The organism is Chlamydia muridarum str. Nigg, assembly GCF_000006685.1.
Classification (GTDB): domain Bacteria; phylum Chlamydiota; class Chlamydiia; order Chlamydiales; family Chlamydiaceae; genus Chlamydia; species Chlamydia muridarum.
The window spans coordinates 673,638-687,400 of record NC_002620.2; the positions used below are offsets into that span (position 1 = coordinate 673,638).

Sequence of the window (13,763 nt, forward strand, 5' to 3'; positions counted from 1 at the left end):
TCTTAGCCTTTCTATTAAGGTTGGGTTGAACCTCCTCCAGTTCCCCCTGTAGATCCAGACCCAGCAACTGTAGAATCTGAGGCATTAGAAATAATCACTGCCCCAACAATCATAGCAATCACGGTAACCACCATTGTGCATACCGAAATACCAAAATTTGCTCGGCGTTTTGCAACACAAGAAGAGCAAGGCCAATCTGTTCCTGAAGAATCACAACGATACTGGCGAGCATTCAAATAAGACGCAATATTGGTATTATTTGCTGAAGTTGTTGCCGCAAAATAATTCTCCGGAGCTGTATGCTCTCTTTCTTGACTAGACTCTCTCTTAGGAGCCGTTTCGGAAGTCTTAGCTTTATCTCCCTTAGCAGCTTTCTCTTCCACTATTTTCTTAGTTCTTTGAGAAGCTCTCTGTCTTGCTTTAGGACTGACAGAGTTTTCATTACGTTTTACTCTCGTAGCCAAAGCTTTTTCTGCATCGTAACGTAAAGTTGAAGTAATACGTCCATCTCTTTTGATCTTCTCACTTACTTTACAAGCCGCACGACCAGACCTACGAGCGGTCTTCTCTTCAGCTAACCATTCACGTATGAGTTGAAGTTTCTCTTCTGGGGACAAAGAAGCTCGTGCTGCAGCAACTGCCGCAGCTTTAGGACATAGTTCCTCTGTTTGTTCGCCCCTAAGAAGATTCTGTTTATCTTCTTTATGATCATTACACAGGCAATCAATCCTCTCCTTTTTAGACCGAAATCCCTTTCTTGGTTTCTGTCCTTGGACATTTTTCCCTTTTTTTGCTACCAAGCGCTGATCACGGCTTCCAGAGAACCCTCTTGTAATATAGGAAAAGACAGCCCGCTTACTAGGAACCAAGCTAGAATAAGATTTACCTAAAGATTTGCGTTTGCTCGAAGATTTGCCCGAAGACGCAACCGTTTCACGAAGTTCCTCAACAGCCTGAACAGCAATATCTGTTTCTGCTTGCAGAGGCTCTTCAGTTTTCTCCAAAGTCGCTTGCGCTTCTATAGCAGCTGGAAGAGCTTGGCTCACTTGATTCGCATGACCTACACTATGAGTGAAAGTCAACAAGATTGAGAGCATAGCGAGTTGCGAAGTAAGCTTATAACCCATCATGACGGCACTTTCTCCTAGATCCACCTTAGGGATCACCATAGCAACATTAAAGCTTTTTTCACAACTTGGACGTAAAATTCTTTTTTATTGGTAACTTAATGAATTCGAGCTTCCCAATTCTTAATAAAAGCTAAAAGCTGCGGCTGATCCGGGTGTTCCTTAAGAAAAAGACGAGCTTCTAAAGACATTCCCAAATGCACAATTTTATTCACTAAATTCAGATGATGTCTATCTTGGTTTGCAAAGAGAAAAAACATAGTATCAACAGGCTTACCATCCAAAGCCCCGTATTCAATGCTCTGGGATAAGAAAACAGGAACAACAATGTCATATCCAATATTAATCAAAAAATCTTTGGCATGAGGCAAAGCAATCCCCTCTCCAATACCGGTAGACATAAGGCTCTCCCGATGCATAAGCATTTCGAAGAGTACTCCAGAATCCAACTCAAACTTATTAGCTATATACTTAGCTGTATGCTGTAAGGCTTCTTCTTTACTATCTACAAGGACGTTTTTAAGGACCCCTCCTCGGTAAATAGCTCGGTAAAGACTGTATCTAAGAGACAAATCTTTAGATTCCCTCTTATCCTTCTCAGCCACAATAACCCCGTGATTATGGATGAGCCAGTCCTCAACTTCTTCTCTATTAAAGCGCAATTCATCATTGATTTTGTAACTAGGAATCCCCTCGAAAGACACCCATTGCCGAATAGAATCTTCCGCAACGTCCAATAATACAGCTAATTCATCTAATCGCAAATCCATAACTAGACTCCTGAAAAATGCTCATCACTTCTTCAACAGTTTGCACCTGTAGAAGTTGTGACCTTCTAGCTTCATCTCGTAAAGATTGTGTTAATGCTGATAACAATTTCAAATATTTCGAAGGAGCATCAGACGGTCCTCCAATAAGAAAGACAAGACGCACGGACAACCCATCTATGGCATCCCATAAGACACCTTCAGAATGAATACCTAACGCGATAAAAAAATCTGCATTTCCGTCAATTTTCCCATGAGGAATCGCAACTCCCATCCCGATACCCGTAGACATGATTCTTTCTCTAGCCAGCAAAGCGCGAAAAAAACTCTCCCTATCCTCCAGAAAACCAGCTTTAAAAGCCAATTCTGAGAGTTCAAAGAGAATGTCTTCCCGAGTATCTGAATGCAAAAAAGCGACTAAATCCGATGAGAGTAATGAACTTAGAGTAAAAGCTGGCTCATGGTCGGAAATGCAAGACATCTTAACATTCCCCAGTATGCCCAAATCCACCGGTTCCCCGCGCTGTGGCAGTCAACTCTTCCTGAGTTTCGACAAAAGATACCTGTTCAACTTTTGCCACAACAAGTTGTGCTATGCGCATCCCTGGTTCAACAATAAATGTGGACTCCCCAAGATTAGCTAAAATAACTCGGATTTCTCCTCTATAATCCGCATCTACAGTTCCTGGAGACTGCAAAACTATAACGCCATACTTGACGGCCAACCCGCTACGAGAACGCACTTGAATCTCATACCCGTGGGGGATATCCACAGAAATCCCAGTAGGAATTAAAGCTCGTTGTCCAGGTAAAATGGCTATTGGCTCACTAATATTTGCGCGGACATCAGCACCAGAAGCCCCGGAAGTAGCGTATTCAGGTAAAGAGCTACCCGACTCTAATTTACAGAAAAATTTCATAGAAGGCCCTATTTTTGAAGAGCCGCCCATGATCTTTTATTCGCTTGTCATCTGTCAACAAAAAAAATCCCCTAAAAGGTCTTAGAGCTACTTCTAGAGGATTTGTCTTGCCCTTAGGAATACGCCTGACAATTGAAAAAATTTAACAAGCTTTCCAAAGTTGCTTTGAGCTGTTTTCTCTCCACGACCTTATCGATCATCCCATGCTCCAATAAAAACTCAGACTTCTGAGCTCCTTCTGGAAGATCTTCTCCTATTACTTGAGAAACCACTCGTGGCCCTGCGAAGCAAATAAGAGCCTTAGGTTCTGCAATAATGACATCTCCCAAGGAAGCAAATGAGGCAGTGACTCCTCCAGAAGTAGGGTTGGTCAAAACAGAAATATAAGGAAGCTTGGCTTCATGTAATTTGGCCAAAGCAGCGGAGGTTTTGGCCATTTGCATTAGGGAGAATACAGATTCTTGCATCCTAGCTCCTCCCGAAGCAGAAACAATAATCACAGGCCATCTAGAATCTATAGCTTTCTCTATTAAACGAGTCAATTTCTCTCCAACAACTGCACCCATGGAACCTGCCATAAAGCTGAAATCCATAACGGCCAGAGCGACGGAATGCCCTCCAATCGTACAGTTCCCTACTAAAACTCCTTCGCTATCAGGATTATTTTTTCGAGCTTTCTCTAAGCGATTAGAATAGGTATCTGTGTCAACAAAATGCAAAGGATCTTGAGATTTTAATTCTGAGAACAAAGGATTCCAAGAACCTTCATCAGCCAACAGAGCTATCCGCTCTGAAGCACTAATGCGGTAGTGGTAAGAACACTTAGGGCAGCAATTAAAGTTCTGCCCTAACTCATTAGCATGGATCATCTCGCTACAATGCGTACATTTTAGCCAGCCATTGAAACTATCGGTCTTTATTTTTTGCACTTTGATCTTTGGTTTATCATAAGAAAATAAACGCACAAACCATCCTCTTTACAAAAAATTGAGCAATAATTTTATTTTAATTCTTCTTAACCAATCAATAATAAAATTATTACTTACTCATTTCTACAAAACGACTCTCTATATAATCCCAGTTAATTATACTTGGAAAATTCTTTAAATAATCCAATCTTGCATTTTTATACTGGAGATAGTACGCATGCTCCCACACATCTACTCCGAGGAGAGGTATCATCCCCGTTGTAGCCTCTAGAGGATCTTGGTTTGCTGTGGTCTGTATCATAAGCTCTTGTTTTTTGGGACAAAAAGCCAACCAACCCCAGCCGGATCCCTGTACGGCAGCAGAAGAACTAATAAAATTTTTTAAAAAATTGTCGAAAGAGCCCCAAAATTTTTCTATTAACTTAAGCAACTCATGACGAGGTGGAGTCCCTCCGCCTTTGTTTTGTGGCGCTAGCATTTCCCAAAACAATGAATGATTAATATGCCCCCCGCCATTGAAACGCAAAGCTGGGTTAATTGCGATTAATCCCGTGAGATCCTGAGTAGCACTTGCTACATCCAAGCTTTTCAAAGCTTCATTCAAATTATTTATATATCCTTGATGATGTTTTTGATGGTGGAGATGCATAATCTCCGCGCTAATTACAGGTTCCAAAGCATCGTAATCATAAGGTAAATCGGGAAGCTTATAAGAAGAAAAAACCATAGCCATCCTAAAAAATAAAGTTTCTATCCCACTATCCAGCTTATTCTGCTAGCAAGCTAAACAGACGAATCCCTATAGAACACCAATAAAATATTCACTGTCAAGAGCTCTCCGTTTTATTTGTAGATTCTAGGTACGAAAAAGACGCATTTTTGTTTCTTTAACAAAATTCTCTAACGCCTCAAAACTTTCTTTCTCTCGAGATTCTCGAACCGTACGCTCTTTAGAAAATTCTGAAAAATGGTGTTTTAATTCAAAGTATAACTTTATTTTTGGCTCTGTTCCGGAGGGACGCACAATCACTCTACCCGATCCTTCATAGTAGAAACAAAGCATCGACATTTTGGGTAAGGCTAATTTGTATGTAATTCCTGTAACTAGATCACACCCTTCTCCAGTTTTATAATTTTCAAAGGCAACCAGTTTGCGACCAGGTAAAGACATATAAAGAGGATCCTGAGTCTCCCAACGCTCTAATAACTCCTGCTTTTGATTAGGTTGATCCACAGGGAGATCAATAGACTCTGTTAAATTAGCATAATATCCATGGATCTCATACAGTTCTAACAAAGCATCTCGCAACGTATATCCGCGCAGTTTCTGCTGTAAAGCTGTTTCAGCAATGAGAGCTGCAGATATCATTGCATCTTTATCTTCTACATGAGAACCATACAAATACCCATAAGACTCCTCGGCTCCGAAAATAAAGCGTTCCATACCAGACCGCCATAATTCTATTTTCTCGCCTATATATTTAAATCCAGCTCCAACATTAACAACACTACCTCCATACGACTCAGTAATGGCCGTCAAAAGTTCTGTTGTTACAATGCTTTTGACTACCTTATCTTCAACCCCTAAAGGAGCTTTTTGAGATTCTCTACTGAGAATATGAGCTGCTAACAAACATGCTATCTGGTTACCATTAAACCGATAAGGACCATCTTTTTCCAAAGAAACAATGCCTATCCTGTCTGCATCAGGATCTGTTGCAATGAACAAATCATCCTTCTGATCTAGCATCTGCTGAATACCCAGAACCAACGCTTCCGGATCTTCAGGATTAGGAAGAACTATAGTAGGGAAATCCCCATCAGGAATCATCTGCTTTTCAACTAAACAGACCGAAGAGAATCCCCAGTCTTTCAAAATCCTTGGGACCATTGACACTCCAGTGCCGTGTAATGGAGAGTAACTCATCCGTAGTAAAGAACCGTGCTGACGATTGTCTTCCCTACATAACTGCAGTTGATGTAAGGCTTTCTCGTAATCAGCTTCTATTTCCTCTTGAATCAAACGAATACAAGGGTGATCTAAAGTATCCACTGACAATACTTGATCAATCATTTGAAATTCTTTCACGATTTCCTGATCCATTGGGGGCAAAACCTGCCCTCCTGTCGACATGTATACTTTGTAGCCGTTGTAAGCAGGAGGATTATGTGATGCTGTGATCATAACTCCAGCTTTAGCTTGAAATTCTCGAACTGAATAAGAAACAAGCGCTAAGGGCTCAGGCACCTGAAACAAGTAAGTAAGAATACCATTCCCGGCCAAAACTTTCGCTGTCTCTTGTCCAAACTCTAAAGAATGGTGTCGTGTATCATATCCAACCACAACACTGATATCCTCATCAGGATATCGTTGCTTTAGTACCTGAGCTAAACTTTGCGTGGCTCTGCGGACGGTAAACACATTTAACCGATTTGTGCCCACTCCCATAAGACTGCGCAATCCGGCTGTCCCAAAAGTTAAAATATCTCCGAACCGTTCTTTTAATTTTTCAGGGTCCTTATCCAGTAAATCTAAAATCAAGGTGTTATCACATGCATTATCCTGCAACCAAGATAAAATATTTTTGGCAGTTTGAGGATCAAACATTTCCTCAATTTTCTTTTTTGGAATTTCCATAGAACACCCTTTCGATCAGTGCAAAACACTCATCCCAACTCTGACAAATACTAAGCAAGAGTAGACAAACAGGACTATACGTTAGCACCCCGTTTTTGTAAAAATTTTGCTTATGGCAAGCAAAATTGAAATGAAAATTTGAAAGAACTAGTTAGGAAATCCTGCCGAAGAAAACCCAAGAATGATAACCGACGCTTTTGGATCCCAACCAAGAACCCCCTGAGGGTACTCTCCTGTAAAGAAAAGGGCCCATCCCGCTTTCTCTCCTGATAGACAGAGTACAACAGCGCAATCACAGTCTTCAAAAAAGATCTCTTCTTCAGCCTGCATCCAAAGATCCTTAACCAAAGCAACCTTCGAACGATGAACAAGTTCAGCAGCCAACCTATCTAAGCGCGCTTTTTTTACTATAGCATGAACTCCAGGAAGGGACCGGTAAACATTTTCCCTCCAACGCTGAAGATATCTATCTTTTGCGACAGCGACCTCTTTCAAGAACTGCTTCAACTCTGCTTCCAATTTCTTGCAATCAGAAACGGGCGCTATCTTTTCAAACAAGATATTTCCGTGATTCTGAAAATAACGCTTATGCTCTAGGTGTAAAACAGACCTCATACTCATCTAATTTAAGCGACCAAACTCGAAAGTACTATAGACTTTAAGAGTATTTCCGCCTATAAAAACCCGGTTGACATTTTAGATTTTGTATTCTTAAAAAATAGTTATGCAGCGTACCGTAAATATTCAGGCCGTAGAGTCTAAATTAAAATTTACATTTTCTCAGCCACGGCTTCTCGTCACAGCTCTTACCCATCCCTCGTATCGGAATGAGTTTCCTTCTGACGGGGAAGATAGTGAGCGTTTAGAATTTCTTGGGGATGCTGTCTTAGGATTAGTCGTCACTGAACACCTTTTCCTCCTCTTCCCCTCTTTGAATGAAGGGCTTTTGTCAACAACAAGATCAGCTTTGGTGAATGCTGAAGCATGTTTTAACTATACGCAAAAATTATCTCTGGGCGAACACCTCTTGATCGGTCGCGGTGAAAAAATGCAAAGTCATCGAGGAAAAATTTCTGCCTATGCCAACCTATTCGAGGCCATTTTAGGCGCTGTGTACTTAGATGGTGGACTAGCTCCCGCAAGACAAATTATCGTTCCTTTACTTCCCAATAAAGAGGCTATACTACCTCTAATGCTAGTTAATCCTAAAAATCGCTTACAACAATTCACTCAGCAGACATTAAAGGTTCTTCCTACATATATCGCTCTTCCTTGGTCATCCGAAGATGGCACTCCTGGATACCATGTACAAGTCTTCGTTAATGAAAAACTTTGGGGAGAGGGCTTTGCTGGATCAAAAAAGGAAGCAGAAAAACTTGCAGCTAAACAGGCGTTATCAACACATGACGACAACAAAAATTAAAACACAATGGGCATGTTCAGAATGCGGCTCCTATTCTCCAAAATGGTTAGGACAATGCCCTGGATGCTTTCAATGGAATACTTTAGTTGAAGAAATACATTCTTCTAAACTGAAAACCTCTTCTTATCCTCTCAGCTCTACAACTCCAGTTCCTCTTAACACTGTAAAATTTCAAGAAGAGATAAGAATTTCCACTCGTTCCAAAGGATGGAATCGCCTTCTTGGAGGGGGAACTGTATGTGGTAGTCTTACTTTACTAGGAGGAGAACCTGGAATAGGAAAATCCACCTTATTACTTCAGATCTCTTCGCAATTTGCTGAGCAAGGCTATAAAGTATTGTATGTTTGTGGAGAAGAGTCTGTATCCCAAACTTCATTACGAGCACAACGCCTACAAATCTCTAGCAGCAATATTTTTCTATTTCCAGAAACAAACCTTGAAGATATCAAGCAACAGATCTCCGATCTTGCTCCTGATATCCTAATCATTGATTCTATTCAGATTATTTTTTCCCCATCACTAAGCTCTGCTCCAGGATCAGTTGCTCAAGTTCGAGAAACTACAGCAGAACTCATGCATATTGCAAAACAAAAACAAATTACGACTTTTATTATTGGGCATGTTACTAAATCAGGGGAAATCGCAGGACCACGTATTCTTGAACATTTAGTAGATACCGTCCTTTATTTTGAAGGCAATGCGCACACCAATTATCGCATGATCCGCTCTGTCAAAAATCGTTTTGGCCCAACAAATGAGTTATTAATTTTATCTATGCAAACGGATGGGCTGCATGAAGTGGAAAATCCTTCAGGGTTCTTTTTACAAGAAAAAGTTGTGGAAACAACAGGCTCGACAATTATCCCTATTGTAGAAGGATCTGAAACGCTTCTTGTAGAAGTGCAAGCTCTAGTTTCTTCTTCTCCTTTCTCTAATCCAGTACGGAAAACTTCAGGATTTGATCCTAATCGGTTTTCTTTACTCTTAGCTGTTTTAGAAAAAAGAGCGAATGTCAAGTTATACACGTCTGATGTCTTTCTTTCGATAGCCGGTGGTTTAAAAATTACCCAACCTTCTGCAGATTTGGGAGCGGTTCTATCAGTTGTCTCCTCTCTATATAATCGCTACCTACCCAAGAATTATACCTACACTGGGGAAATTGGACTGGGCGGGGAGATTCGTCACGTCACACATATAGAGCATCGCATAAAAGAGAGCATTATCATGGGATTTAAGGGTATCGTCATGCCCTCTGGGCAAATAAAAGGCTTACCTAAAGAATATTTGGATCAAATTGATATTATTGGAGTAAAAACAATTAAAGATGCTGTCCGCCTACTACAATGACCCTTTTCTATCCGATTTTTGTTTAGGGAAGATCCCTTTACGTTTAGCATCTCGGAAGTCTCCTTTAGCCGTTCTACAAGCCCATGAATGCCTAAGAAGACTCCAAACATTTTTCCCTAGGTTATGGGGGCAGGTTATCACAGAAACAACACAAGGTGATCTTGACCAACACACCCCCTTACATTCCGTAGAAAACACCGGTTTTTTTACAGATGATATCGATTTTCTTGTTCAATCTGGGAAATGTGATCTTGCCATACATTCTGCTAAAGATCTTCCAGAAAAACCAAAGGCAAGGGTCATTGCCATTACAGCAAGTATAGATCCTCGAGATATCTTGGTATTTCAAGAAAAATATCTATTGCAGCCTTTCCCATCCCGATTACGCATCGGGTGCTCTTCTGATCGCAGAAGAGCACTTATCTCTTCTCTATACCCCTCTGCTGTTATCACAGATATTCGCGGAACCATCCAAACTCGATTGGCACTCTTGGATCAGCAAAAATTTGATGCTATTGTGATGGCTAATGCAGCTGTTTCTCGACTGGGATTACGCCTTCCTTGCACAGTAGTCCTGCCCCCCCCATACCATCCTTTTCAAGGACGTTTAGCAATCACATCCTGCCACCATATAGCAAGTTGGGAGAAATTATTCTTAACCTGTAAAATAACAGAAAATATAAACCTGCTCCATTTTTTCTCATAAAAATGAAAAACGCGTTTCATCCCCCCCTCCCTTCGCATATAAAAAAACTTCAAAACAAAACTCCCCCAAGCTAGACTCTTTCCCTAAGTTTCTATTTTATGGATTATTGTGACGATATCTGACTCATACGGGTCAATGACCTCTTCTAACCTTAGAAGTGATTATACTAGTGGTGATGGAAGATCCTCCAGTCCTTTCACTCCTAGGCAAGCAAGAGCTCGCTGTAATTCTGTGAAATCAATCAGCTCTTCCGTCTCTAAAAAATCAGAAGTAGATCGTCTAGTGCTTTGCAGCACCGCGTGCATTATTTTAAAAATTTTCTTTCTAATATCTTGGAAAATTTTCCCTATTATAGGTCTCTTTACCGCAGCAGAGCTCGTCTATAACAAAATTAAGGGCAATTCTGGAAAATTTTGGGGACTATGGTTTAGCTTATCTATGCTAGGAGGCTTAGGTATTCTTATGCTGCTTGCTATAGTGATTCTCTCCATATGGGTTGTCAGTGAGTTGCTTTGCTCGCTAGGGCGGCGCGCAGCCAATATAATTCATTATTGCAGTGCTAGACAATGCAAAACCATCAACTAAAATTTTAACCCTTATTGGGAAACGCTTTCAATAATCCCTTTATTTTTAGAGACATTAATATGAACAACATTACATTATCTGCAAGCTCTTCTTCTTTAAATTCTGAACCAGATCGTCCTCAAGAAAAAGTCAACCCCCATTTGCTTTTTATTTTGGCCTTAATTCCTGTTATAGGGCTAGGTGTTGCGCTTTATTTATGTATTAAAACAACAGATGTTCACTGGAAAAGCAATGCTGGGGTTGCTGTCCTCGGAGGATTAGGAATTTTAGCCATCGCCTACATCTTAATACAGACTCTATTGGTAATTCGTCTGGCTTTTAAGAAAATTAATAATTTTCTTCACCATCCTACTTTGCCTTGCTGTATTTCCTTTTCGTGTAAAACAAAAACAGAGTAGTTGCCTTTGTTATGATTTAAGGAAGACTCTCATCATAAAGAGAGTCTTCCTTAAAAACTAAAAAAGCTGTTTCTTTTTTATATGGGAAAGCTTTTCTCGTTTTCTTCTTGTTTCCTTATCCAAAAAAACTGTTTTCCATAGAAATATAGGCTTGTCGGTAAACTTCGTACCGTTCTTTCGGAGCATGTAAACAACGAAGCAAGAAATAACTTTGAAAAAGAGTTTTTTTCTTTTCCCACCAAACAAGTCCTTCTAAATAGTCCAGTGAATCATCATCAATACATTTCCCAATCAAAGCTGATCTTCCGTACTTAAATTGACAACGAGAGAAATGCGCTTTAACAGCGCTCCGATCTCCTGTTAAGGCTAAATAGCATCCCCAAAGAACAAAAGCTTCTGAATACTCTATAAGCCCTTTATCCTGAGGAAAGTTCTTGCTCAACAGTTCATAAGCTTGCTTCAAGTCTTGATTCCACAAAGAGACTTGGATCATATAAACTAGAACATGCTTGTGATCCTCTGCACTAGCAGAATTGTAGATATCTTGTAGAAAATCAGAAAACACCTTTACTTCTTCATCTATAAAGGCTTGTAAGCTAAATAAATCCAAAGCATACAGCTGTAAGGCAAAAGGAACTGCTGATATAAACTCCTTTGCTTGCCTATACTCTCTATTTTGCAAAGCCGCTAACCCTTGGACAAATAACACTAGTTCTTCGCCCCTCTGATTGTGCAAAGATTTGGGGAAAACAACTTCATCAACGAAAATGGCTAAATCTTCAGCGAATTGTGAGAAAACTTCTTTATTCCCTGAAGCACATACAACATAGAAGATATCTATAAGAGCTTGATAATCCCGTAAATCTCTAGCCCTTTGAAACAATTCAGGAAGGAATAAGGTAAATCCTGTCCAAAAGCTAAGGAAAAGCTCCATCTTAGAGGACTTAAACTGCAAAGGGGTCTTATCTATACGACAGAACAAAGTGGATTGCTGTCTATGATGAAGAAATTCGAGAAAACGCTCTTCCTCTCGAAGACCAATCTTTTCTGGGGCAATCCATAAAATTAACAGCATGAAAACTAAAGCTTCGCTGCGATGCTTATGCAGACTATCATACAAACGGAAACAAAGATGATCCTTTAGACGAGGAATCTCAGGATGTTGAGGATATCTTTTTAAAGCTAACAGCAAGCTCCGTATCTCTTCTACAAAACTGCCGTTTCGCTGATAAACCAAAGCCTTTCCAAGATACTCCAATGGAGCTCCAGTGCTTCCATGCAAAAGATCAAAAGTGCTAAGAGCTTGCATGAGATCCCCGCCCTGCTCCTCTATCTGAGTCAGTAAAGTCACCCCTAAGCGAAACTGTGCTTCATAACTTTCTTTTCTACCTGGGAAGGAATCTCGGATTTTACGATAAAAGCGAGCAGCTTGGTCATATAATTTTTCAGCTAAAAACGCATCAGGGACAGCCAGGCAACTCACTCGTAACGCCCCAATGCTTTCTAAAATCGTAATATTGCTAATTCCTTGTAGATCTTGAATGATTATCTCTATACGCTCCCCTAAACTAGGAAGATAATCTATGTGTAAAATAAATAAGATTTGATCAACAAAGACTGTAATTTTGTTATTAGATTTTTCTATCGAGATTGCAAAACGGGACTGTTGAGGAATAATGCCTTGGGATTCTTTCTGGATCTCTATTCCATTTTTGATAAGAGAGACCGAGAGCTCGTTATTTTGAGAAGAGAACCACAATCCATAACCACAATAAAACTCTCCTTTATCAGCTTCCTTGGAAGGGGGGAAAAAAATACCGACTCCTTCTTGAACAGAGCTTTTTGTTACCGAGCACTCAACACGAACGGAAGAATTCACTTCCATATCAGAGAGCATAAAATTGTACCACTGAGCCGGGGAGCTGGCTAATACAGGAAAATAACGGGAAAGTAAAATCGGTTCGTAATATTTCCAATTTTTCCTATCCTTAGTCGATAAAATATCTCTAGTTGTCCATTCTGATTCCCCTTGAAGATGTGGCTGCAAAGCTTTACGCAACTCTTGAACAGAAGAAAACCTCTGTACAGGATCAACAGCTATTGCTTTCATAGCAATTTGAGATAAAGAAGGGGGAATTTCTCGATAAGGCGCCATCTCTATAGGAGACAAAATACTGTCTTCATAAGGCAGTTTCCGCCCTTTTTTTCTCCGATATGGGAAAGATAAAGTCAACATTTGATAAAGGATAAGACCTAATGCATAAATGTCGGTCTTCTCCGAAGCCTCGGCTCCTAATAAGCTTTCAGGAGCCATATAATCAGGAGTCCCCACAATCTTTCCAGGAACTGTCATACTGGAATAACAGATATTTTTCTGACCATATGAAGAAAAACCTTCTTCATCTTTTTCTTGCTGCAACTCTTTAGCATGCTTAAAGATAGCAGCTCCCCAATCAACAATAACGACTTCTCCAAACAAGCCCAGCAGGATATTATCCGGCTTTAAATCCCGATGTAAAACCCCCTTTGAATGGATGTATTCTACAGTGGCACAAATTTTATCAAAAATTGGAAGAAAAGCCTTCACAGAAGTTTTTTCTTCCAATTCCTTGGAAAGGATCTCTTTTTGCCAAACGCTCTTTAATAAGTGTTTTAAAGAGAATCCCTCTATATAAGGCATTGTATAATAAACAGATTCGCCATCACTACATATGGAGTATACAGGAACGATACCAGGATGTATGAGGTCTGCGGCTATTTTTGCTTCCCGAAGAAAGCGTTTCCTCAGCAAAGGATTATCACTCAGATCTTCACGTATCTTCTTTAGAGCTACCCTACGAGAGCAAGCCTTATCATGGGCTAAATAGACTTCGCCCATGCCTCCTCTGCCTATTAGCCTAATTAATTCGTACCGTTGCAAAA

At 40.2% G+C, this 13,763-nt stretch carries 13 protein-coding genes and 1 pseudogene; 4 read left to right on the plus strand and 10 right to left on the minus strand.

Going from position 1 to position 13,763, the window contains the following annotated elements; translation table 11 throughout:
• Positions 1-14 precede the first annotated feature (14 nt).
• The 8 genes and pseudogenes from TC_RS02845 to TC_RS02880 all read right to left on the minus strand — a co-directional run bounded on the left by TC_RS02845 (position 15) and on the right by TC_RS02880 (position 6,996).
• Positions 15-1,169 (minus strand): hypothetical protein, encoded by a 1,155-nt coding sequence (locus TC_RS02845; protein ID WP_010230838.1) that lies wholly within the window; start codon positions 1,167-1,169, stop codon positions 15-17.
• Positions 1,170-1,225: 56 nt separating this feature from the next.
• Entirely contained in the window at positions 1,226-1,897 is a 672-nt protein-coding gene (locus tag TC_RS02850) for a PTS sugar transporter subunit IIA (protein WP_010230839.1), read from the minus strand.
• Entirely contained in the window at positions 1,878-2,375 is a 498-nt protein-coding gene (locus tag TC_RS02855; protein ID WP_010230840.1) for a PTS sugar transporter subunit IIA, read from the minus strand. Before TC_RS02855 ends, TC_RS02850 begins: the two co-directional genes overlap by 20 nt.
• Position 2,376: 1 nt before the next feature.
• Positions 2,377-2,814: a dUTP diphosphatase gene (dut, locus tag TC_RS02860; protein ID WP_010230843.1), complete on the minus strand. Its 438-nt coding sequence runs from the start codon at positions 2,812-2,814 to the stop codon at positions 2,377-2,379.
• Positions 2,798-3,779 (minus strand): annotated as a pseudogene (gene accD / locus TC_RS02865) (acetyl-CoA carboxylase, carboxyltransferase subunit beta). The gene dut and the pseudogene accD overlap by 17 nt, the downstream one beginning before the upstream one ends.
• Positions 3,780-3,852: 73 nt before the next feature.
• Entirely contained in the window at positions 3,853-4,470 is a 618-nt protein-coding gene (locus TC_RS02870; RefSeq protein ID WP_010230850.1) for a superoxide dismutase, read from the minus strand.
• 129 nt (positions 4,471-4,599) lie between these two features.
• The gene (locus TC_RS02875; RefSeq protein WP_010230856.1) at positions 4,600-6,381 is read right to left on the minus strand and encodes a phospho-sugar mutase; all 1,782 of its coding nucleotides are present in this window, start codon (positions 6,379-6,381) and stop codon (positions 4,600-4,602) included.
• 147 nt (positions 6,382-6,528) lie between these two features.
• Entirely contained in the window at positions 6,529-6,996 is a 468-nt protein-coding gene (locus TC_RS02880) for a DUF5070 domain-containing protein (protein ID WP_010230859.1), read from the minus strand.
• Positions 6,997-7,105: 109 nt separating this feature from the next.
• Here TC_RS02880 and rnc point away from each other — a divergent pair, with 109 nt between their 5' ends.
• Genes rnc through TC_RS02895 form a run of 3 tightly spaced genes read left to right on the plus strand, consistent with a single transcriptional unit; the run spans position 7,106 to position 9,858 of the window.
• On the plus strand, positions 7,106-7,804 hold the full coding sequence (gene rnc / locus TC_RS02885; RefSeq protein ID WP_010230864.1) for a ribonuclease III: 699 nt from the start codon (positions 7,106-7,108) through the stop codon (positions 7,802-7,804).
• The gene (radA, locus tag TC_RS02890) at positions 7,785-9,152 is read left to right on the plus strand and encodes a DNA repair protein RadA (RefSeq protein ID WP_010230867.1); all 1,368 of its coding nucleotides are present in this window, start codon (positions 7,785-7,787) and stop codon (positions 9,150-9,152) included. The genes rnc and radA overlap by 20 nt, the downstream gene beginning before the upstream one ends.
• Positions 9,130-9,858 (plus strand): hydroxymethylbilane synthase, encoded by a 729-nt coding sequence (locus tag TC_RS02895; protein ID WP_010230871.1) that lies wholly within the window; start codon positions 9,130-9,132, stop codon positions 9,856-9,858. Before radA ends, TC_RS02895 begins: the two co-directional genes overlap by 23 nt.
• 161 nt (positions 9,859-10,019) lie before the next feature.
• Here TC_RS02895 and TC_RS04860 read toward each other — a convergent pair whose 3' ends face one another.
• The gene (locus tag TC_RS04860; protein ID WP_155102807.1) at positions 10,020-10,163 is read right to left on the minus strand and encodes a hypothetical protein; all 144 of its coding nucleotides are present in this window, start codon (positions 10,161-10,163) and stop codon (positions 10,020-10,022) included.
• A 339-nt stretch (positions 10,164-10,502) separates the two neighbouring features.
• On the opposite strand from TC_RS04860, the gene TC_RS02905 reads away from it, so the two are divergent.
• A complete protein-coding gene (locus TC_RS02905; protein ID WP_010230878.1) occupies positions 10,503-10,841 on the plus strand; it encodes a hypothetical protein in 339 nt (112 codons plus the stop codon).
• 115 nt (positions 10,842-10,956) lie between these two features.
• Here TC_RS02905 and pknD read toward each other — a convergent pair whose 3' ends face one another.
• Positions 10,957-13,761 (minus strand): serine/threonine-protein kinase PknD, encoded by a 2,805-nt coding sequence (gene pknD / locus TC_RS02910; protein ID WP_010230882.1) that lies wholly within the window; start codon positions 13,759-13,761, stop codon positions 10,957-10,959.
• Between the last annotated feature and the right edge of the window lie 2 nt (positions 13,762-13,763).